The sequence below is a fragment of the Leclercia adecarboxylata genome (assembly GCF_006171285.1).
Lineage (GTDB): Bacteria > Pseudomonadota > Gammaproteobacteria > Enterobacterales > Enterobacteriaceae > Enterobacter > Enterobacter barmai.
In genome coordinates this window covers 2,123,655-2,145,413 of sequence record NZ_CP040889.1, presented here as the reverse complement: position 1 = coordinate 2,145,413, position 21,759 = coordinate 2,123,655, and the positions used below count along the sequence as shown (strand labels likewise).

The following is a 21,759-nucleotide window of genomic DNA, read 5'->3' as shown; positions in this document are numbered from 1 at the left end:
TCATGCAAGGCCGCCTGCTGGATGCTGTGCCGCTCAATTCCCTGACGGGCGTTGGCGCGGCCCAGAGCAGCAAACTGGCAAAAATTGGCCTGCATACCGTGCAGGATCTCCTCCTGCACCTCCCCCTGCGTTACGAAGACCGTACCCAGCTTTATCAGATTGGCGAACTTCTGCCTGGCATTTACGCCACCGTTGAAGGCGAAGTCCTCAACTGCAACATCACCTTCGGCGGCCGCCGGATGATGACCTGCCAGATCAGCGACGGCTCCGGCATTCTGACGATGCGTTTCTTTAACTTCAGCGCGGCAATGAAAAACAGCCTCGCTACCGGGCGACGGGTGCTGGCCTACGGCGAAGCCAAACGCGGCAAATACGGCGCGGAGATGATCCACCCGGAGTACCGCGTACAGGGCGATCTCAGCACGCCGGAGCTGCAGGAGACGCTGACCCCGGTCTACCCGACGACTGAAGGCGTGAAGCAGGCGACGCTGCGCAAGCTGACCGATCAGGCGCTGGAGCTGCTCGACACCTGCGCCATAGCCGAACTGCTGCCGCCCGAGCTGGCACAGGGGATGATGAGTCTGCCGGACGCGTTGCGCACCCTGCACCGACCACCGCCGACGCTGCAGCTCAGCGATTTAGAGAGCGGGCAGCATCCGGCACAGCGACGCCTTATCCTCGAAGAGCTGCTGGCGCATAACCTGAGCATGCTGGCGTTACGCGCCGGCGCACAGCGTTTTCATGCCCTGCCGCTCCCGGCCCGTAATGATTTAAAAGATAAACTGCTGGCCTCGCTGCCGTTTAAACCCACCGGGGCCCAGGCCCGCGTCACCGCCGAGATCGAGCGCGATATGGCGCTGGACGTGCCGATGATGCGCCTGGTTCAGGGCGATGTGGGCTCGGGCAAAACGCTGGTGGCCGCCCTGGCCGCTCTGCGCGCCATTGCTCACGGCAGACAGGTGGCCCTGATGGCGCCGACCGAACTGCTGGCCGAGCAGCACGCGAACAATTTCCGCAACTGGTTTGCGCCGCTGGGCGTTGAAGTGGGCTGGCTGGCCGGGAAGCAAAAAGGCAAGGCGCGACAGGCGCAGCAGGAGGCGATTGCCAGCGGTCAGGTGCAGATGATTGTCGGCACCCATGCCATCTTCCAGGAGCAGGTGCAGTTTCACGGGCTGGCGCTGGTGATCATTGATGAGCAGCACCGCTTCGGCGTGCATCAACGTCTGGCGCTGTGGGAGAAAGGGCTCCAGCAGGGATACCATCCGCATCAGCTGATCATGACCGCGACGCCAATCCCGCGCACCCTGGCGATGACCGCCTATGCCGATCTCGACACCTCCGTCATCGACGAACTGCCTCCGGGGCGTACGCCGGTAACCACCGTCGCTATCCCGGACACGCGCCGCAGCGACATCATCGAGCGCGTGCGCAACGCCTGTCTGCAGGAAGGCCGTCAGGCTTACTGGGTCTGCACGCTGATTGAGGAGTCCGACCTGCTGGAAGCGCAGGCGGCGGAAGCCACCTGGGAAGAGCTTAAGCTGGCCCTGCCGGAGCTGAACGTCGGGCTGGTGCATGGCCGCATGAAGCCTGCGGAGAAACAGGCGGTAATGCAGGCCTTCAAGCAGGGCGAACTGCATCTGCTGATCGCCACCACGGTAATTGAAGTGGGGGTAGACGTGCCTAACGCCAGCCTGATGATCATCGAGAACCCGGAGCGTCTGGGTCTGGCCCAGCTGCACCAGTTGCGTGGTCGCGTCGGACGTGGCGCGGTGGCCTCTCACTGCGTGCTGCTCTACAAAGCACCGCTGTCGAAAACGGCACAGAAGCGCCTGCAGGTATTGCGCGACAGCAACGACGGCTTTGTGATTGCGCAACAGGATCTGGAGATCCGCGGGCCGGGTGAGCTACTCGGCACCCGTCAGACCGGTAACGCCGAGTTTAAAGTGGCAGATTTACTGCGCGATCAGGGCATGATCCCTGAAGTTCAGCGTCTGGCACGCCATATTCATGAACGCTACCTCGAACAGGCGGCAGCGTTAATCGACCGCTGGATGCCAGAGACCGGGCGTTACTCGAACGCCTGATCAGCCAAACATCGGCAGCATCAGATAGAGTTTGATGACCAGCGCGTTGACGATATCAATAAAGAACGCCCCCACCATCGGCACCACCAGAAACGCCATATGCGACGGGCCAAAGCGCTCGGTAATGGCCTGCATGTTGGCGATCGCCGTCGGCGTTGCCCCCATACCAAAGCCACAGTGTCCTGCCGCCAGCACTGCCGCATCGTAGTTTTTACCCATCAGTCGCCAGGTGACGAAGACAGCGTAGAGTGCCATAAACAGGGTTTGTACCCCCAGAATCGCCAGCATTGGCAGGGCCAGCGACGCCAGCTCCCACAGCTTGAGGCTCATCAGCGCCATCGCCAGGAACAGCGACAGGCAAACGTTACCCAATACCGATACCGCCCGCTCAAAGACGCGATAAAAGCCCAGCAGTGAGAGACTGTTGCTGAGGATCACCCCGACAAAGAGCACACAAACAAAGACCGGCAGCTCCAGCGCGGAACCCGCCAGCAATTGTGCAATCACTTTACCTACCGTCAGGCAGATGGCGATCAGCGCAATGGTTTCAATCAGCACCAGAGAGGTGATCATGCGCCCGACGTCCGGTTTTTCAAATGCCGACGGCACCATTTCGTCATCCGGCCTGCCGTCCGGCGTGGTGGAGTGTTTCACCAGATAGCGAGCCACCGGCCCGCCAATCAGGCCGCCCAGCACCAGCCCGAAGGTGGCGCAGGCCATAGCTACTTCAGTGGCATTCTGGAAGCCGTAGCGTTCAGTAAACAGCTTGCTCCAGGCCGCGCCGGTACCGTGACCGCCCGACAGGGTGATCGAACCGGCCAGCAGACCCATCAGCGGATCCAGTCCCAGCAGCGACGCCATACCGATACCGATGGCGTTCTGCATTACCAGCAGTCCAACCACCACAATTAAGAACACCCCCAGCACCTTACCGCCAGATCTCAGGCTGGCAAGGTTGGCGTTCAGGCCGATAGTGGCGAAAAAGGCCAGCATCAGCGGGTCTTTTAAGGTCATATCGAAGTTGATTTCCCAACCCATGCTTTTTTTCAGCACCAGCAGCGCAATGGCTGCCAGTAATCCGCCCGCGACGGGCTCCGGGATGGTGTATTTTTTGAGAAAAGGGACGCTGTGAACCAGTTTACGGCCAAGCAGTAAAACGAGTGTTGCCGCAACGAGGGTCGACAACGTATCGAGATGAATCATAGTGGGCTCCTTTAAAGGCACGTGCTCCATCAACATGCGCGTTTTCCTGTAACGATTGCGCGTTATAACCACAATCGGGAGCAGGAGTGTAATGAACTTTGCCGCCCCGGGACAGAAAAAGGCGTATTTTGCAGTAGAATTTCTCTGCGTTTTTTGTTGGCAATCGTTTGCTTTTCTCATCCACTCGGCTAAAATGCCCGCTTTTCCTCCAGGGGTCGCAGCAGATGTCCGTTAACGCCGTTGAACAGCAGGATGCGCAACCGATTGCGCAGACGCAAAACAGTGAACTGATTTACCGTCTTGAAGACCGTCCGCCGCTGGCGCAGACCTTGTTCGCCGCCTGTCAGCATCTGCTGGCCATGTTTGTGGCCGTGATTACTCCCGCTCTGCTGATCTGCCAGGCGCTCGGTTTACCGGCGCAGGACACGCAACACATCATCAGCATGTCGCTGTTTGCCTCGGGCGTGGCGTCCATCATTCAGATTAAAGCCTGGGGCCCGGTGGGTTCCGGTTTGCTGTCGATCCAGGGCACCAGCTTTAACTTTGTCGCCCCGCTGATCATGGGCGGTACGGCGCTGAAAACCGGCGGCGCGGATGTGCCAACGATGATGGCGGCGCTGTTCGGCACCCTGATGCTGGCGAGCTGCACCGAGATGGTCATCTCTCGCGTTCTGCACCTGGCGCGCCGCATCATTACCCCGCTGGTCTCCGGCGTAGTGGTGATGATTATCGGCCTGTCGCTGATTCAGGTGGGCCTGACCTCCATCGGCGGCGGCTATGCGGCGATGAATGATCACACCTTCGGCGCGCCGAAAAACCTGCTGCTGGCGGGTATCGTGCTGGCGATCATTATTCTGCTCAACCGTCAGCGTAACCCGTACCTGCGCGTCGCGTCGCTGGTGATTGCCATGGCCGCAGGCTACCTGGCAGCCTGGGCGATGGGCATGCTGCCGCAGTCCGGCGCACCGACCGACAGCCCGCTGATTATGGTCCCGACGCCGCTTTACTACGGCCTGGGCATTGACTGGAACCTGCTCCTGCCGCTGATGCTGGTATTCATGATCACCTCCCTGGAAACTATCGGCGACATCACCGCAACGTCTGACGTTTCTGAACAACCGGTCTCTGGCCCGCTGTACATGAAGCGCCTGAAGGGCGGCGTACTGGCAAACGGCCTGAACTCCTTTGTATCCGGCGTGTTCAACACCTTCCCGAACTCCTGCTTCGGCCAGAACAACGGCGTGATCCAGCTGACCGGCGTTGCCAGCCGCTACGTGGGCTTTGTCGTGGCGCTGATGCTGATCGTGCTCGGTCTTTTCCCGGCGGTGAGCGGCTTTGTGCAGCACATCCCTGAGCCGGTCCTGGGCGGCGCAACGCTGGTGATGTTCGGCACCATCGCGGCATCGGGCGTGCGTATCGTCTCCCGCGAGCCGCTGAACCGCCGCGCCATCATGATCATCGCCCTGTCGCTGGCGGTGGGTCTGGGTGTGTCTCAGCAGCCGCTGATCCTGCAGTTCGCCCCGGACTGGGTGAAGAACCTGCTCTCTTCCGGCATCGCCGCCGGTGGGATCACCGCTATCGTCCTGAACCTGATTTTCCCGCCAGAAAAGAACTGATCCCCTTTTACGGCAGCAGGCAACTGCTGCCGTGACACGTAATTACACCATTCCCGCCTTGAGCATTGCGCATAAATCGTGCATAACTCCTTTATGTGCGTTTTACGTGATGGAAGACCATGAAATTTATTGGAAAGCTTCTCGTCGGTATTCTGGCCGTTCTGCTTATTGCGATCCTCGCGCTCTATATCCTTGTCCAGACGCGCTGGGGCGCAGCGCAGGTCAGCAGCTGGATCACGGTAAACACCGATTACGAACTCAACTTCGACCTGATGGATCACCGCTTCTCGTCGCCCACGCACCTGGTACTGAAAAATGTCACCTTCGGGCGCGACGGCCAGCCCGCGACGCTGGTCGCAAAAATGGTCGATATTGGCGTGAGCAGCCGCCAGCTCACCGATCCGCTGCACATGGATACCATCACCCTGTTTGACGGCACGCTGAACCTCTCGCCGCAGACCGCCCCTCTTCCCTTCCAGGCCGATCGCCTGCTGCTGAATAACATGGCGTTCAACAGCCCGAATACCGCGTGGGATCTGAGCGCCCAGAAGGTGACCGGCGGCGTGCGTCCCTGGGACCCTGAAGCGGGTAACGTACTGGGCAAAAAAGCGCAGATCCAGATCAGCGCCGGGTCGCTGACGCTGAATGGCGTACCGGCCAGCAACGTGCTGATTGAAGGCGAGCTGAGTGATAAAGAGGTGGTGCTGACCACCATCGGCGCAGATATGGCCCGGGGCTCGCTCACCGGCACCGCGCGGCGCGACGCCAACGGCGGCTGGAAGGTGGACAACATGCGCCTGAACGATATCCGCCTGCAGAGCGATAAATCCCTGGCCGACTTCTTTGCCCCCATCACCACCCTGCCGTCATTGCAGATTGGTCGCCTGGACGTGACCGACGCCCGCCTGCAGGGTCCGGACTGGGCGGTCACCGATCTCGATTTAAGCCTGCGCAACCTTACGTTGAGCCAGGGCGACTGGCAGAGCGAGGACGGTCGCCTGTCGATGAACGCCAGCGAATTTATCTATGGTTCCCTGCACCTGTTCGACCCGATCCTGAACGCCGAATTCTCCCCGCAGGGGATTGCCCTGCGTCAGTTCACCTCGCGCTGGGAAGGCGGGATGGTGCGCACTTCCGGCAACTGGTTGCGCAGCGGTAAAGCGCTGGTGCTGGATGATGTCGCCGTCGCCGGGCTGGAATACACCCTGCCGGAAAACTGGAAAACGCAGTGGCTGGATACCCTGCCGGAGTGGCTGAACAGCGTCACGCTGCGCAAGTTTGGCCTGAGCCGTAACCTGGTGATCGACGTCGACACCCTGTTCCCGTGGCAGATCACCGCCCTGGACGGCTACGGCACCAACCTGCAGCTGGCGAAAGATCGCCAGTGGGGCGTATGGGCGGGTACCGCCACGCTGAACGGCGCGGCCGCCACCTTTAACCGCGTGGACGTGCGCCGTCCGTCGCTCTCCTTGTCAGCCAACGCTTCGACAATTTCTATCAATGAACTGAGCGCCTTTACCGAAAAAGGCATTCTGGAAGCGAAAGCGACGGTATCGCAGACGCCGGTGCGCCAGACCACCGTCAACCTGACCGGGCGCGGCGTGCCGCTGAATGTGATCCAGCAGTGGGGCTGGCCAGCGCTGCCGATCGCAGGCGATGGCAATATTCAGCTCACCGCCAGCGGCAACGTGCAGAAGGATTCCCCGCTGAAACCGACGGTCAACGGCAGACTTAGCGCAGTAAATATGGATAAACAGCAGGTGACGCAGACGATGACGGGCGGAGCGGTGAGCACGGTTGCAGAACCCTCACCCCTGCCCTCTCCCTAAAAGGGAGAGGGAGAAAACCCGTCCTCACCCGCTTAAAGATGAGCACTCACTATTCCCTCTCCCCTATGGGGAGAGGGTTAGGGTGAGGGGACTCAGAGGTGAACCACCACCTCGTTCCCCTCCGCTTTCACCACCACCCCCCACTCGCTGCCGACGTTTGACGCCCCTTTCACCCCGCCGATCTGCTGCACATTGCGCAAACAGACCGACCAGCCCCGCGCCTCGCCGCTCCCTTTTAGCGTCAGGGTATCGCCGCTACGCGTTGCGGTAAGCGTAAAGGCGACGGCACCGTTTGCCGCAGGGACTTCACTCACCGCCGTAGCGCCATCGGCCAGGTTAAACAGCTGGAAGGCGGTGCCTTCGTTCCAGGCATAGTCCGGCTTCTGGTCGTTATTGCCCAACGCCAGCAGGGTGTTGTCCCGCACGTAGACCGGCAGGCTCTGGAAATCATGCTGCTGTTTGTGCCAGCGGCTGCCCTGGATTTCGTCGTTATGCCACAGGTGCGTCCAGCGCCCTTCCGGCAGGTAAAACTGCACGTCCCCCGCCTCGCTGAACACCGGTGCAACCAGCACTGAATCCCCCAGCATGTACTGGCGGTCGAGGTAGTCGCAGGCCGGATCGTCCGGGAACTCCAGCATCATCGCCCGCAGCATCGGCGTGCCGAACTCACGGGCCAGCGCCGCCTGGCGATAGAGGTACGGCATCATCCGGCATTTCAGCTGGGTGAAGTGACGCACCACGTCGCAGGACTCGTCGTCATACGCCCACGGCACGCGGTAGGATTTGCTGCCGTGCAGGCGGCTGTGGCTGGAGAACAGCCCGAACGCGCACCAGCGTTTATAGACGTGTGCCGGAGCGGTGTTCTCGAACCCGCCGATATCGTGGCTCCAGAACCCGAACCCGGAGAGCCCGATCGACAGCCCGCCGCGCAGGCTTTCGGCCATCGACTCATAGTTGGCGTAGCAGTCGCCGCCCCAGTGCACCGGGAACTGTTGCGCACCCACCGACGCCGAACGGGCAAACAGCACCGCCTCTTCCTCGCCTACCGTCTCTTTCAGCACGTTCCACACCAGTTCGTTGTAGATGTAGGCGTAGTGGTTGTGCATCTTCTGCGGATCGGAGCCGTCGAACCACTGCACGTCCGTCGGGATGCGCTCGCCGAAGTCGGTTTTGAAGCAGTCGACGCCAATATCCACCAGGCCTTTCAGCTTGTCGGCGTACCATTTGCAGGCTTCGGGGTTAGTGAAGTCGTAGATCGCCAGCCCCGGCTGCCATTTATCCCACTGCCACAGGGAGCCGTCCGGGCGTTTCAGCAGATAGCCCTTCTCTTTCAACTCTTTAAAGACGGGCGATTTCTGCCCGATGTACGGGTTGATCCACACGCAGACCTTCAGCCCTTTCTCCTTCAGGCGGCGGATCATCCCTTCCGGGTCCGGGAAGGTCACCGGGTCCCACTCGAAGTCGCACCACTGGAAGGCCTTCATCCAGAAGCAGTCGAAGTGGAAGACGTGCAGGGGCAGGTCGCGCTCGGCCATGCCGTCGATAAAGCTGTTCACCGTCGCTTCGTCGTAGTTGGTGGTGAATGAGGTAGTGAGCCACAGGCCGAACGACCACGCAGGCGGCAGCGCCGGACGGCCGGTGAACTGCGTATAGCGGTTCAGGACCTCTTTCGGCGTCGGGCCGTCGATGACGAAATACTCCAGATACTCGCCCTCGACGCTGAACTGCACCTTCGACACCTTCTCGGAGCCGATTTCAAACGAGACGTTTTCCGGATGGTTCACCAGCACGCCGTAGCCGCGGTTGGTGAGATAGAACGGGATATTCTTGTACGACTGCTCGGTGCTGGTGCCGCCGTCGCGGTTCCAGGTTTCGACCGTCTGGCCGTTGCGCACCAGGGCGGTAAAGCGCTCGCCGAGGCCGTAGACGGTTTCGCCCACGCCCAGATCCAGACGCTCAAACATGTAGTTGCGATCGGTGTTGCCGTCCTGCACGTAGCCGTTGTTTTTCAGCTGGCTGCCGGTGATGCGCTGCCCGTTCCTGAAGAAATCCAGCGACCAGAACTCGCCTTTGGTGACGCGCACGCTGACGTTGCCGCTTTTCAGCTCAGCCAACTCCGCGTTGTTTTCAATCTGCACGTTAACGTCTTTCAGAACGTTGAGCGGGTAGTGCGGGCCGTTATTGAGCGCGCCCTGGAAGTGCTCGATCCTCACCCCGACAATCCCCTCCTGCGGCGAGAACAGGCGCACCGTGAACATCAGGGTATCCAGCTGCCAGGTGCGCTCACGCACGTCGCGCGGGGCGACATAGACCACCAGATCGTTGCCCTGCTGTTCCACATCAAACACCTGAACCGGACAGGTTACGTTCAGGCCCGGTTGAATGAGCCAGTTTCCGTCACTGATTTTCATGCTTTCGTCCTCTTAGTTCTGCAATTCTTTGCTGACCGGCAGGGTATTAAACTCCTGCTCATTACGACGCGCGCCCTGCGCCAGATCGCTCATGATTTTGACCAGGAATGGCGTTTTCAGGCTGTAGTAGCGTTTGGCGATCACCGCGCTCAGCAGGTAGCACGCGGCCGGTACCAGGGTGAACAGAGCGATGATGATGCTGATGGTGGCGCTGTTCTGGGTTTTGGCTGCGGCATCGTAGCCGCCGCCTGCCAGCATCCAGCCGATTAACGCCCCGCCCAGCGCCAGGCCCAGCTTCAGCACGAACAGCGTCCCCGCGAAGCTGATGCCGGTGAGGCGTTTGCCGTTGGTCCACTCGCCATAATCGACGGTATCGGACATCATTACCCACTGGATCGGCGTCACCAGCTGGTGCAGCACGCCAATCACGAAGATAAAGCCGAACATGGTGATGCTGGCCTGCATCGGCACGAAGAACATCGCCACGCTTGCCACCGCCAGCAGGGCGTTGGTCCACCAGAAGACGCTGACTTTGCACTTCCAGTCGGTGAGGGGTTTCGCCAGCGCGGAGCCAATCAGGTTGCCGACGCAGTAGGTGGTGAGGAAGGCGACGAACAGCTCCGGCGAGCCCATGATCCAGGTGACGTAATACATCATCGCGCCGCCGCGCACGCACACCGCCAGAATGTTGAGGATGGTGAGCAGCCCGACGATGCGCCACTGGTCGTTGTGCCAGATGTCGCGCAGATCTTCACGCATGGAGGTGGTGCTCGGCGGCACCTGGATGCGCTCTTTGGTGGTGAAGAAGCAGAACGCCAGCATCAGGAATGCCACCACCGACAGCACCGCGATGCCGCCCTGGAAGCCGAACGCTTTATCCTCGCCGCCAATCATATTCACCAGCGGCATCATCAGCACTGTGGAGAGCATGCCGCCCGCCGTCGCCAGCACAAAGCGCCATGACTGGAGGGAGATACGCTGCGTCGGGTCGTTGGTGATCACCCCGCCCAGCGCGCAGTAAGGGATGTTGACCACGGTATAGAGCAGGGTCAGCAGGGTGTAGGTGACGGCGGCGTAGATCATTTTGCCGTTCAGGCTGAGGTCCGGCGTGGTGTAGGCCAGCACGCAGACCAGGCCAAACGGGATGGCACCGAACAATATCCACGGGCGGAACTTACCCCAGCGGCTGCGGGTGCGGTCGGCAATCAGCCCCATGCACGGGTCGGATATGGCATCCAGCGCGCGCGCCAGCAGGAACATGGTGCCGACAAACCCGGCGGGAATACCGAAGATATCGGTGTAGAAGAACATCATGTAGAGCATGACGTTGTCGAAGATGATGTGACTTGCGGCGTCACCCATGCCGTAACCAATTTTCTCTTTGACGGATAAGACTTCGCTTTTCATTATTTTTCCTTCACGCGTAGGGCGCTGAGACCGGTTACATGTTTTGTAAACCATGCCCCGCCCGTCAGGTATTGCGTTTTCTGGTTACGTTTTTACGATTCTTGTTTTTTGTGATCGCGTTAAAAGTGCGTGGAAGGAAAATGTAACCTGAGGATTTTCTTAAGAATTGCCTTAAAAGGGGGGATGCAGGTCAAAAGAGGACTAAAAAATGTGTGCGAAAGGTTGGGGTAAATGATTGAAAGTAGATATAATGCGCCCCGCCTCCATGTAGCAATCGAGGCGCGGAAGATCGTCATCTCCGGTGAGGTGGCTGGACTTCAAATCCAGTTGGGGCCGCCAGCGGTCCTGGGCAGGTTCGACTCCTGTGATCTTCCGCCAAAATTTCTATTTATCCCATATTCGATTTTTATCTCTCTAGTCCTAAATTTCCTGATGCATAAAATGATATGCAATGAAGATAATTTTTTTGCTATTTTATTGCACCCGTTTCTCGCTGTAAGAATACAAAAAAATTTTGGAAAACATTTCTAAAAAAAGAAGCTTAAAATCTTTATTTTTAGTAGGTTAAGCGTTACTTGAGAAAATGTATCTCTCTTTCTTAAAGATCATGCCAGGGCTTTTAATATTACTCCCTTCGCATTCTATGAATAACTTAAAAAATGGATGTTGATTCTATTATGAAAACCATCATAATAAAATGTAACTGATGGATAATTAATTTAAGATTTTGGCTCAATGCCTAAATTATTTAATTCTTTTCGTCCCAAGGTCTTTAGCCAATTCCCCAAACTCATCCCCTCCGCCTTAGCCGCCGCCTCAAACTGCGCCTTCAACTCTGGCGTAATTCGAATCTGAAAAGTCGGTGCCTTACCGGATTTTGACTGATTTGGATCGCGTTTAGCTGTTGACATGTACGTACCTGTAAGAGCAATATCTAACCATTCAGGTACGTACCTTATCACAGTATAACCTGAGTCGAAACGCCCTCGTCCGGTAGTTGCAATACCCGACGAGAGCTAACCTCACCAACTATCAAGGAGTTGATTATGGCTGATTCGCATTCTACCCCAGACACCACCGCAACCGGAACTGAGCGTACATTAATAGTGGGATATCGCCCGCAAGGTCGCGATCGCAGTACGCCAAACCTGATCCTTTCCGGCAAATGGCTGCGTGCGGCGGGGTTTGATACTGGCGATAAGGTGACGTTAAAAGTCATGGATGGCTGTATCGTCGTGATGGCGCACAACCCATATGAAAAGATGCTGCTGAGCGAATTAAAACAGGCGCAGCAGAAATTAAAAGGCATTGAAGGAGCGCTGGCTCTGGCTTAAATACCTGATAACGAACTCACAGCAACGAATAAACCACAATAAATCAAAAAACTAACCGCGGCGCCATGGTCCGACTGAAAATCGCCGAAGCGTTTCCTGTAGGCCGGGGCGAGGCGCAGGGACGCGCCGAGAGGGCGTGACCTGGATGGATCCAGGATCACGCCCGACCCGAAAGCCGGAGGGAATAAGCTGAGGACAAAATTTCCGGGAGCAATTTTGGACAGCGCTTGCGCTGGCCCCAAAGGGGTGAGCCCCAGGGGTGGGGCGAACAATCCGCGAAGCGGCGATTTTCTTTGCCGGGAGCCGGGATTGTAAAGGGGGCGCGATACGCACTGAACCCCATAACCTCCGGTGCGGCATGCTCCCCCTCACCCCATCCCTCTCCCCAAAGAGGAGAGGGAGCCGATCGTGCCAATGCTCAGGCATCACCCCCAGTAATTCCTGATTAAATATTCGGTATTTCCTATACCACCACCAAAAAATATTTAACCTCGTTAATAATGAATCAACCCATCGATATTACCTGTGTATTTCATCCGTTATATTTCCACTATTAATAATTCGCACATCATGCTTCTTAAATAAATTTAACCCAGCGCACAAAAAGCGACACAAATTCATCGTCTGCGGAAAAAGTGTGACGCAGATTATCCATTGCTGTCTGACAACCAGGATAAGATGTCATACAGAAATAGTTTAATAGCCACCAGATATAAACCAAACGTATATAATTTCAGCATGGAGCACATCATGAAATCACCTTTATTCACCCGAACTCTTCTGGGCGCATCTCTGTTTGCACTGCTGGCTACCGGGGCGAGTGCAGCAGAAAAAGTCACGTTAAAACTGGCACATAATCTTGAACGCAGCCACGTCGTTCATCAGGCCTTTGAGCAGATGGCTAAAGAGGTCAAACAACTTTCCAATGGCAATATGACGCTGCGTATTTATCCGAGCAGTCAAATGGGCAGCGCCCGAGAAACCATGGAATTACTGCAAAACGGCGCGCTGGATATGACCAAAGGCTCCGCCAGCGATCTGGAGTCATTTGATAATACGTATGCCATTTATAATTTGCCGTACCTGTTTAAGGATCAGGCGCATTTTAATAAAGTGGTCTTTGGCAGCGTCGGCAAAGAAATTATGGATGCCAGTAAAGATAAAGGTTTCTTTGCGCTTTCCGCCTATGTCGCCGGGACCCGCAGCTTCTATGCTAAAAAACCCATTACCACGCCAGCCGATTTAAAAGGGCTGAAAATTCGTGTTCAGGCAAGCCCGACGACCCTGAAAATGGTTGAGCTGATGGGCGGTTCCCCGACGCCAATCTCGTTCGGCGAAGTCTATACCGCCATGCAGCAGGGTGTGGTGGATGGCGCTGAAAATAACGTCCCGTCCTGGGTGCAGACCCGTCACATTGAAATCGCTAACGTCTTTTCCGAAGACGAGCATGCTTCCATTCCGGACTTCCTGGTTATCTCCACGAAAACCTGGAACAAGCTGACGCCGGAGCAGCAGCAGGTCCTTACTAAAGCCGCGAAGGACTCTGAGGCCTGGCAGCAGAAAGCCTGGGATAAGATCGAAGCAGAAACGCGTGCGCAGGCCACAGCGATGGGCGGTAAGTTTGTTACGGTCGATAAAGCGCCGTTCCGCGCAGCCGTACAGCCGCTGTACGACGACTTCAAAAAAGATCCTAAGCAGGCCGCCCTGCTCGCAAAATTCGAACAAGCCGCTGAATAACGCACCTCCGGGCCTGCCTGCAGGCCCGCTTCTCCAGGGAATAACCTATGATAATTGACCGCATAAAAACGCTGGTTGATCGCACTATTGCGGCCTTTTCCGTCGCAGTGATGATCGCGCTGGTGGTCTGCGTGGTGTGGCAGGTGTTCAGCCGCTATGTGCTGAACAAGCCAAGCACGATGACCGATGAACTGGCCCGCTACCTGATGATTTGGGTAGGGCTCCTGGGCGCGGCGTATACCGTCGGGGCGCAGCGGCATCTCTCTATCGATCTGTTCGCCATGATGCTGAAAGGCCCAAAGCAGGCGCTTCTGAATATTGTCATTAACGTGCTGATTTTCCTCTTCTCAGGATTGGTTATCGTTACCGGCGGCCTGAAGCTGATTGATAAAACCCTGGCGACATCCCAGGTCTCCGCCGCCATGCAAATCCCGATGGGTTACGTCTACGTCATCCTGCCCCTGTGCGGCGCGGTAATGATGTTCTACGCCCTGTACTTTATCGCTACCGGCATTCGCGGCCTGTCCCGGCCGCAGGAAGGAGTTCACTGATGGATGGAACGATCGCATTAACACTGTTCGGCACTTTCTTTGTGCTGGTGTTTATCGGCTTGCCTATTTCGTTTTCTATCGGCATTGCCACCTTCGCCTCGATGCTGTTGATGTTCCCGTGGGACATCGCGGTGATCACCGTCTCCCAGCGTCTGGCAAACGGGCTGGATAACTTCGCCCTGCTGGCGATCCCGTTCTTTATTTTCGCCGGGACGCTGATGAACAGTGGGGGAATAGCGATACGGCTGATTAACCTGGCGCAGGTGATGGTCGGCCGCGTGCCGGGTTCGCTGGGCCACGTAAACGTGCTGGCGAATATGATGTTCGGCTCAATCTCAGGTTCAGCCGTTGCCGCCGCGGCGGCAGTGGGCGGGACGCTCAACCCAATCCAGACAAAGCAGGGCTACGATCCGGCATTCTCAACGGCGGTGAACGTCTCTTCCTGTATTACCGGGCTGCTGATCCCACCGTCAAACGTGCTGATTGTCTTCTCGCTGACGGCGGGTGGCGTGTCGGTCGCGTCCCTGTTTATGGCGGGCTATCTGCCAGGCATTCTGATGGGGCTGGCCATCATGGTGGTCTGCGCCATCATCGCCAAACGACGCAATTACCCCCTCTCCGAACGCCCGACCTGCGCCCAGGCGGCGAAAGCGCTGCTGGACGCCCTGCCAAGCCTGCTGCTGGTGGTCATCGTGATGGGCGGCATTCTGGGCGGCGTGTTTACCGCCACGGAAGCCTCGGCGATTGCGGTGGTGTATACCTTCATCCTGTCGGTGTTGATCTACCGTGAAGTGAAGTGGCATCAGCTGCCGAAGCTGATTCTGGAATCGGTGGTCACCACGTCCATCGTGTTGTTGCTGATTGGTTTTTCGGTAGGTATGTCATGGGCGATGACCAATGCCGATATCCCGTACATGATCAGCGACACGCTGATGGGGATTTCGGATAACCCACTGATCATCCTGCTGCTGATCAACATCGTGCTGTTAATTGTCGGCATCTTCATGGATATGACGCCTGCGGTGCTGATCTTCACCCCGATTTTCCTGCCTATTGCTCAGGAGCTGGGGATGGACCCGGTCCACTTCGGCATCATGATGGTGGCGAACCTGTGTATCGGCCTGCTGACGCCGCCGGTGGGCAGCGCCCTGTTCGTCGGCTGTTCGATTTCAGGGGTGAAAATCCAGCACCTGATCAAGCCGCTGCTGCCGTTCTATGCCGCACTGCTGATCGCGCTGATGCTGATCACCTACATCCCGCAGATTTCCCTGTTTATTCCCCGGACGCTGGGGCTGATGTAACGTTCGCGCTGGCACGATGCTTACCCGGCCTACGGTTTTGGTTTTTGTAGGCCGGGTAAGGCGAAGCCGCCACCCGGCGTTGGGCGGGAATTAGCCCTCGTACCGCATACGCAGTAATGGAAATGGATTACCCTACCCGTCCAGCTCTAAGCGACCAGTCTGCTCAAACCCCATAGGACGATAGAACCCAACGCCCTGAGGGTTCGATTTTCATGATGCGAGCATGGTCGTAAAAAGGATCTCATTCAGGTGTTAGTACGTGCATTGATAAGTTGTAGCTTATACGATTCCTGGTATAAGCTACAACTTATCAAGGATGACATCATGTGGACGGTACTCTTAGGAAAAGTGTTTGAAACGTGGCTGCAGGACCAGGAAGAAGGCGTTCAGGAAAAGGTATTCGCAGATCTCATTAACCTGCAAACCTATGGGCCCAGTCTTTCACGCCCCTATGCCGACACAATCAGAGGATCACGACATAACAATATGAAAGAATTACGTATTCAATATGCTGGCCGTCCGATTCGTGCACTCTTTGCCTTCGATACCGTTCGCCAGGCTATTGTGCTTTGCGCTGGCGATAAAAGTAACGACAAAAAATTCTATGAGCGACTCATCCGTATCGCAGATGATGAATTTTCAGCTCATCTGGCAGCAATGGAGACAAGAAATTGAAAAGTCTGAATGAAGCGATCGCTTCTCGTTCACCGGAAAGCCAAAAACGTATCAAAGAAATGGCTGACGAAATGATTCTGGAAACGGGTCTGCAAATGATGCGCGAAGAACTGAAGCTGTCTCAAAAACACGTTGCGGAGGTGATGGGGATCAGCCAGCCCGCTATCACACAGCTTGAGCAGCGTGGCAATGAGCTCAAAATCGCCACGCTGAAACGCTACATCGAGGCAATGGGCGGTAAATTAAGCCTGGATGTTGAACTCCCGACCGGAAAACGCGTGGCTTTTCACATTTAGGAAATCATTGGTGAACTTGCCCTTTTTGACCCTCACCCAGCCCCTCTCTCCAACGGGAGAGGGAATCTAAACCCGCACCTCCATCACCGCATACACCCCATCCTTCGGCACGATCACCGTGACGTTTTCCGCCGGAATGCCCGCCGCCAGGTGGATATCCTGGAGCTGTTGCAGAGTACGGGGAAATATTGGCGTCCAGCCGATACAGCGCAGGGCAAAATCGATCTGCGGGCTGCTGGTCAGCATGTTCGAGACGATGATCGCCCCGCCGGGTTTCACCAGCCGCAGGACGTGTTTCAGGAAGGTCACCGCCTCGGTGTCGTTGAAATATTCGAAGATCCCCAGCGCATCCACCAGCTCGACGTGGCCTTCGCCCAATTCCTGCACCAGTTTGTCGCTGTGGATCAGGCAATCTTTCAGATCGCGCTGCAATATCGTGACCTGCTCTCCGACGCTCAGCCCCTCGGCGGCGGTCATTTTCTCCGCCCATTTCAGGGAGACGGGATCGTAGTCCACCAGGGTTAGATGCACCTTTTGCCCGTCGAGATGCGCGCCGCGCAGCGCCTCCAGCACCGGAACGGCCGCCCCGCTGGCGAGGCTGACCCAGACGTTGTCGATATCGTTACGCAGGTACTGTTCCGCCAGCACGGCCATCACCTTCGCGCGGGAGCGGATGCCGATAGCGTCGTTGGCGTGAATAAACCACTGGCGGCTGTTGCTGTCCATCCGGGTGCCGTCGGGAAGGTGTTCGTCCAGCGGGTTCTGGATGGCGTACAGAGCCAGCGCCGTGGGCACCAGCCGGGTGCGCCAGGCCACAACGGCGGGGCGATTGGTAAAAGCCTTTTCAGACCAGCTGTGCTGGCATTTGAGGGTTTTCTCTCCGCGGGCATCCTTTTCCACGATGGGCGGCATCAGCTGCGGGTCCGCTTTTAACGCCCGGTCGAAGGCGTTGAGTTCGCGCGTCACCTCGTCTTTCATCGGCCAGTTATCGCTGATATCGGGAAACGACGCGCTGTGGATGGTCATGGTGGACGGCGCGGTGCCGCGAAAGGGTTGCCAGTGCATAAGTTCATCTCCCATGTGCCCATGACGGAAGTCTACTTCCCTGTTCGCTCACCGCCCCAGGAAGAAAGCACGATCTTTAGTGCTTCACCCATACCAGCTGATCGACCCGGAAGCCCAGGCTGCGCGCGGTGTTCAGGTAATCCTGTTTCACTGCGTCCGGAATGGTCGGCGTACGCGACAGGATCCACAGGTAGTCGCGGTTCGGGCCGCTGACCAGCGCGTACTGGTAGTCGTCGTCCAGCTTGATCACGTTATATCCGCCGTAGAACGGGCCGAAGAACGAGACCTTCAGCGCGGCGGTCGTTGGCGCACCGGTGTAATAGGCTTTCCCCTCGCTCTCATTCCATTTGCGCTTCACCGGATCGTATCCCCGGTTGAGCACGCTGATCCCGCCGTCGCTGCGCTTGCCGTAGGTGGCGGTCACCTGCTCCATCCCACGCTCGAAGCGGTTTTCGAGACGGGCGATTTCATACCATTTGCCGAGATAGCGGCTGGCGTCAAAATTGGTGATCGGCTGCACGCCTTTCGGCGGCGTTGGGGATTTGCAGGCAACCAGAGTCAGCGCAATGGCGACACCGGTCACAACAGGCCATAGTTTCATGAGAACTCCTTTCATTTGCGCGTATGGAAGTAAAGTGTAGTGCACCGGTCTGGTGCTTCATCCCGCAGGCAAATATTCGTAGTATATTGAGATTATTCCATCCCTTCGGACGCAGACATGGCCTACTCCATCGGCGAATTCGCCAGACTCAGCGGCATCACCGCCACCACCCTGCGCGCGTGGCAGCGCCGCTACGGTTTACTCAAGCCGCAGCGCACCGAGGGCGGCCATCGCCAGTACAGCGAAGAGGACGTCCAGCAGGCGCTGAAGATCCTCGACTGGGTGAAAAAAGGCGTCCCCATTGGTCAGGTGAAGCCGCTGCTGGAGCGCCCTTCCCCGAACCGCACCAACAACTGGCTGACGCTGCAAATGAGCATGCTGCAACGTCTGCAGGAAGGGAAAATAGAATCCCTGCGCCAGATGATTTACGACGCCGGTCGCGAATATCCGCGGCCGGAACTGGTGGCGAAGGTGTTACGCCCCCTGCGCAGCCAGGTCTCGGCCAACGTTGCCGCCGCCATGACCCTGCGCGAGATCCTCGACGGCATCATCATCGCCTACACCTCGTTTTGTCTTGAGGGCGATAAGAAAGCGCCGGGCGATAACCTTCTGCTCAGCGGCTGGCACCTGAACGACCCGTGCGAAATCTGGCTCGAGGCCTTAAGCCGTACCGGTCAGGGCCATCGGATCAACATCCTGCCCATTCCCCCTGCCGCGCTGGCCCCGGAGATTTTCCCGGACCGCCAGTGGCTGCTGGTCACCAGCGGTAAACTCAACGCCGCGCGCAAAAAGCAGGTTGAGCAGTGGCAGCAGCAGGTTTCCCTTGAGGTGATTATCCTCTGATGATTTTCTCCTGTGGGAATCTTCACGAAAAGTTGAATATTTTCCCGCGCGGCAGATGCTAACGTTTTCCTGTGACTAACCACTCCACAGGAAAACCCAATGAAAAAGACTGCCCCTCTGCTGATCCTGGCCTCTCTGGCCTTCGCCCCTGTCGCCTTTAGTGCCCCTGTCGGCACGCTGAGCGTGCATATTCTTGACCAGCAAACCGGCACGCCGCCGCCGGGCGTCAGCGTCACGCTGGAAAAACAGCAGCAGGACAAATGGACCACCGTCGCCAGCGGTAAAACCGACCAGGACGGCCGCATCAAGTCGCTCTATCCCGAAGATCAGGATATGCAGCCTGGCGTCTATAAAGTGACCTTTAAAACCGCCGACTACTTCCAGGCGAACAAGCTGACCTCGTTCTTCCCGGAGATCCCTGTGCTGTTTACCGTGACCCGCACCAACGAAAAGCTGCACATTCCGCTGCTGCTCAGCCAGTACGGTTATTCGACCTATAAGGGCAGTTAAAAGCCATTGATATTTATCGGTAATAAAAAATAACCCTGCCAATACTTGGACAAAATAGTCAATTTGTGTAACTTTTAGATATCGGCTCTGGAGGTACACACCATGACAACGAAACCTGTGCTGGGTATTAGCGGATGTTTGACCGGTTCCGCCGTTCGCTTCGACGGCGGGCATAAGCGTATGGGCTTTGTCATGGACGAGCTGGCCCAGTGGGTCACCTTCAGGCCCGTCTGTCCGGAAATGGCCATTGGCCTGCCGACGCCGCGTCCGGCGCTGCGCCTGACGCTGACCGACAGCGGTGAGACGCAGATGCGGTTCAGCAAAGCACCTCATGAAGACGTTACGCAAAAGATGGCCGACTTTGCGGCGGGTTATCTGCCGAAGATCGGCGATCTGGACGGATTTATCGTTTGTGCCAAATCCCCAAGCTGCGGCATGGAGCGCGTGCGGCTGTATGATGAAAACGGCAACCGGGGCCGCAAGGAGGGGGTCGGGCTGTTCACCGCCGCCCTTCTTGAAACCTGGCCGTGGCTCCCCGTGGAGGAAGATGGACGCCTGCACGATCCGGTGCTGCGGGAGAACTTCGTGGAGCGCGTCTTCGCCCTTCACGAACTGAATACCTTGCGCGCCCAGGGACTGACGCGCCGCGCGCTGCTGGATTTCCACAGCCGTTACAAACTCCAGCTGCTGGCCCACCATCAGGCAGGCTATCGTGAGATTGGCCCGTTTGTCGCCTCGCTGCACGAGTGGGAAGACCTGGACGCGTTCTTCGAGGCGTACCGCGAAAAGCTGATGGCGATCCTTAAGCAGCCCGCCTCGCGGAAAAATCACACCAACGTGCTGATGCATATTCAGGGCTATTTCCGTAATCAGCTGAACAGCCGTCAGCGCGGCGAACTCCGGGACGTGATCCTGCACTATCGCGACGGGCTGCTGCCCATTCTCGCCCCGCTCACGCTGCTGAAGCACTACCTGGCGGAATACCCCGACCGCTATCTGATGACGCAAAACTACTTTGATCCCTATCCTGATGATTTGGGTCTGCGTCTGGCCGTGACATGAAGATAAAAATGCGAAGGCCCCGTTGACCCACAGAGGCCCGAACAATACCCCTTTTAGACGACACCCTCACTGTCGTCTTTTTTTTGCAGTTTACTTAAAATACTGTAACTTTATACAGTTCTAAGACCGCAAAGGGGTACGCTGATGATCAACACCCTGCACATTCAAAACTATCGCTCGATCCGCGACATGTCGCTGGATCTGGAGCAGCTCAACATCGTTTTCGGCCCGAACGGCACCGGAAAATCCAACATCTATAAGGCGATCCACCTGATGCACAGCGCGGCGCAGGGGCAGTTTTCCCAGGCGCTGGCGAACGAAGGCGGCATTCTTAAGGTGTTCTGGGCGGGCAAAACCCGCAGCGACCAGCTGCGGCGCATGAACCTAGCGGTGGAAACCGAGACCTGGGAATACGAACTGCAGGTGGGCTTTGTTGAGAAGCTGCCCTATCCCTCGCAGTTTCAACTCGATCCGGTGATCAAAGAGGAGTCCATCTGGCTGAGCGGCCATCAGCGCCGCCCCTCTGCGCGCCTGATGCAACGTAAAAACCAGACGGTGTTTCTCAATAACGTTCACCACGAGAAGGTGACCCACAGCGGCACCCTCTATGAAAACGAATCGGTGTTCGGGCAGCTCGGCGAGCCGCACCTCTACCCGGAGGTGTCGCAGATGCGCGAGTCCCTGCGTAACTGGCGCTTTTATCATGAGTTTTCCGTCGCGTCCGGTTCGGCCATGCGCGCCCCGCAGGTGGGGTTCCGCTCGCCGGTGCTGGCAAGCGACGGCGCAAACCTGGCGGCCGCGTTTCAGACCATCGTCGAGATTGGCGACGAGCTGCTGCTGATGCGCATTCTCGACCAGGCGTTCCCGGGCTGCGTGTTTTACAGCGACAACACCGGGGGGCGCTTTCGCATGATGATGCAGCGCGAAGGTTTAAGCCGACCGCTGGAGCCTGCGGAGTTTTCCGACGGCACGCTGCGTTTTCTGTGCCTGGCGGTGGCGCTGCTCAGCCCGCGTCCGCCCGCCTTTATCGCCCTCAACGAACCGGAAAACAGCCTGCACCCGCAGATGCTGCCTGCCCTGGCGAGCCTGATTGCCGAGGCCAGCCGCTATTCGCAGATCTGGCTTACCAGCCACTCGCCGGAGCTGGCGAACCTGATCGAGAAGCACCGGTCGTTTTCGCTCTATCAGCTCTCGATGGTGGAGGGAGAGACGAAGATGGCGCGGCTGGGGTAAA

At 57.5% G+C, this 21,759-nt stretch carries 19 protein-coding genes and 1 tRNA gene; 14 read left to right on the top strand and 6 right to left on the bottom strand.

From position 1 onward, the window contains the following. Positions 1–2: 2 nt before the first annotated feature. A complete protein-coding gene (recG, locus tag FHN83_RS12085; RefSeq protein ID WP_139563917.1) occupies positions 3–2,084 on the top strand; it encodes an ATP-dependent DNA helicase RecG in 2,082 nt (693 codons plus the stop codon). Here the strand turns inward: recG and gltS are convergent, their stop codons facing one another. Continuing rightward, positions 2,085–3,287: a sodium/glutamate symporter gene (gene gltS, locus FHN83_RS12080; RefSeq protein WP_039030183.1), complete on the bottom strand. Its 1,203-nt coding sequence runs from the start codon at positions 3,285–3,287 to the stop codon at positions 2,085–2,087. It abuts the gene before it with no gap. 224 nt (positions 3,288–3,511) lie between these two features. Here gltS and FHN83_RS12075 point away from each other — a divergent pair, with 224 nt between their 5' ends. Both FHN83_RS12075 and FHN83_RS12070 read left to right on the top strand, forming a co-directional pair. Then, positions 3,512–4,903, top strand: a complete 1,392-nt coding sequence (locus FHN83_RS12075; protein WP_138370809.1) for a nucleobase:cation symporter-2 family protein — start codon at positions 3,512–3,514, stop codon at positions 4,901–4,903. Positions 4,904–5,022: 119 nt separating this feature from the next. After that, a complete protein-coding gene (locus FHN83_RS12070; protein WP_139563916.1) occupies positions 5,023–6,732 on the top strand; it encodes an AsmA family protein in 1,710 nt (569 codons plus the stop codon). Positions 6,733–6,824: 92 nt separating this feature from the next. Here the strand turns inward: FHN83_RS12070 and yicI are convergent, their stop codons facing one another. Next, on the bottom strand, positions 6,825–9,143 hold the full coding sequence (gene yicI / locus FHN83_RS12065) for an alpha-xylosidase (protein WP_139563915.1): 2,319 nt from the start codon (positions 9,141–9,143) through the stop codon (positions 6,825–6,827). Positions 9,144–9,155: 12 nt separating this feature from the next. Further along, complete coding sequence (locus FHN83_RS12060; protein WP_039030187.1) at positions 9,156–10,550, bottom strand: glycoside-pentoside-hexuronide family transporter; 1,395 nt, start codon at positions 10,548–10,550, stop codon at positions 9,156–9,158. Positions 10,551–10,833: 283 nt separating this feature from the next. On the opposite strand from FHN83_RS12060, the gene FHN83_RS12055 reads away from it, so the two are divergent. Continuing rightward, positions 10,834–10,928, top strand: a tRNA-Sec gene (locus FHN83_RS12055). 341 nt (positions 10,929–11,269) lie between these two features. Here the strand turns inward: FHN83_RS12055 and FHN83_RS12050 are convergent. Next, positions 11,270–11,461 (bottom strand): toxin-antitoxin system HicB family antitoxin, encoded by a 192-nt coding sequence (locus FHN83_RS12050; RefSeq protein WP_039030188.1) that lies wholly within the window; start codon positions 11,459–11,461, stop codon positions 11,270–11,272. A gap of 135 nt (positions 11,462–11,596) precedes the next feature. On the opposite strand from FHN83_RS12050, the gene FHN83_RS12045 reads away from it, so the two are divergent. From FHN83_RS12045 to FHN83_RS12010, 6 genes are all read left to right on the top strand, one after another. Further along, positions 11,597–11,884, top strand: a complete 288-nt coding sequence (locus FHN83_RS12045) for a SymE family type I addiction module toxin (protein ID WP_139563914.1) — start codon at positions 11,597–11,599, stop codon at positions 11,882–11,884. Between the two features lie 750 nt (positions 11,885–12,634). Beyond that, positions 12,635–13,621: a TRAP transporter substrate-binding protein gene (locus FHN83_RS12035; RefSeq protein WP_139563912.1), complete on the top strand. Its 987-nt coding sequence runs from the start codon at positions 12,635–12,637 to the stop codon at positions 13,619–13,621. 47 nt (positions 13,622–13,668) lie between these two features. Further along, the gene (locus FHN83_RS12030) at positions 13,669–14,172 is read left to right on the top strand and encodes a TRAP transporter small permease (RefSeq protein WP_039030191.1); all 504 of its coding nucleotides are present in this window, start codon (positions 13,669–13,671) and stop codon (positions 14,170–14,172) included. After that, positions 14,172–15,473, top strand: a complete 1,302-nt coding sequence (locus FHN83_RS12025; protein ID WP_138370801.1) for a TRAP transporter large permease — start codon at positions 14,172–14,174, stop codon at positions 15,471–15,473. Before FHN83_RS12030 ends, FHN83_RS12025 begins: the two co-directional genes overlap by 1 nt. A 324-nt stretch (positions 15,474–15,797) precedes the next feature. After that, positions 15,798–16,148 carry a type II toxin-antitoxin system RelE/ParE family toxin gene (locus FHN83_RS12015; protein ID WP_139563911.1) on the top strand — a complete coding sequence of 117 codons (351 nt, stop codon included), beginning with the start codon at positions 15,798–15,800 and terminating at the stop codon, positions 16,146–16,148. Next, positions 16,145–16,444: a helix-turn-helix domain-containing protein gene (locus tag FHN83_RS12010; protein WP_139563910.1), complete on the top strand. Its 300-nt coding sequence runs from the start codon at positions 16,145–16,147 to the stop codon at positions 16,442–16,444. Before FHN83_RS12015 ends, FHN83_RS12010 begins: the two co-directional genes overlap by 4 nt. Positions 16,445–16,510: 66 nt before the next feature. Here the strand turns inward: FHN83_RS12010 and FHN83_RS12005 are convergent, their stop codons facing one another. Both FHN83_RS12005 and FHN83_RS12000 read right to left on the bottom strand, forming a co-directional pair. Next, positions 16,511–17,509 (bottom strand): class I SAM-dependent methyltransferase, encoded by a 999-nt coding sequence (locus FHN83_RS12005; RefSeq protein ID WP_139563909.1) that lies wholly within the window; start codon positions 17,507–17,509, stop codon positions 16,511–16,513. 76 nt (positions 17,510–17,585) lie between these two features. Beyond that, entirely contained in the window at positions 17,586–18,110 is a 525-nt protein-coding gene (locus FHN83_RS12000; RefSeq protein WP_138370799.1) for a lipocalin family protein, read from the bottom strand. A gap of 117 nt (positions 18,111–18,227) precedes the next feature. Here FHN83_RS12000 and FHN83_RS11995 point away from each other — a divergent pair, with 117 nt between their 5' ends. The 4 genes from FHN83_RS11995 to FHN83_RS11980 all read left to right on the top strand — a co-directional run bounded on the left by FHN83_RS11995 (position 18,228) and on the right by FHN83_RS11980 (position 21,758). Beyond that, on the top strand, positions 18,228–18,953 hold the full coding sequence (locus FHN83_RS11995; protein ID WP_039030195.1) for a MerR family transcriptional regulator: 726 nt from the start codon (positions 18,228–18,230) through the stop codon (positions 18,951–18,953). Positions 18,954–19,052: 99 nt separating this feature from the next. Beyond that, on the top strand, positions 19,053–19,463 hold the full coding sequence (gene uraH, locus FHN83_RS11990; RefSeq protein ID WP_138370797.1) for a hydroxyisourate hydrolase: 411 nt from the start codon (positions 19,053–19,055) through the stop codon (positions 19,461–19,463). 102 nt (positions 19,464–19,565) lie between these two features. Then, complete coding sequence (locus FHN83_RS11985) at positions 19,566–20,525, top strand: YbgA family protein (RefSeq protein WP_139563908.1); 960 nt, start codon at positions 19,566–19,568, stop codon at positions 20,523–20,525. 144 nt (positions 20,526–20,669) lie between these two features. Beyond that, complete coding sequence (locus tag FHN83_RS11980) at positions 20,670–21,758, top strand: AAA family ATPase (protein WP_139563907.1); 1,089 nt, start codon at positions 20,670–20,672, stop codon at positions 21,756–21,758. Position 21,759: the final 1 nt, after the last annotated feature.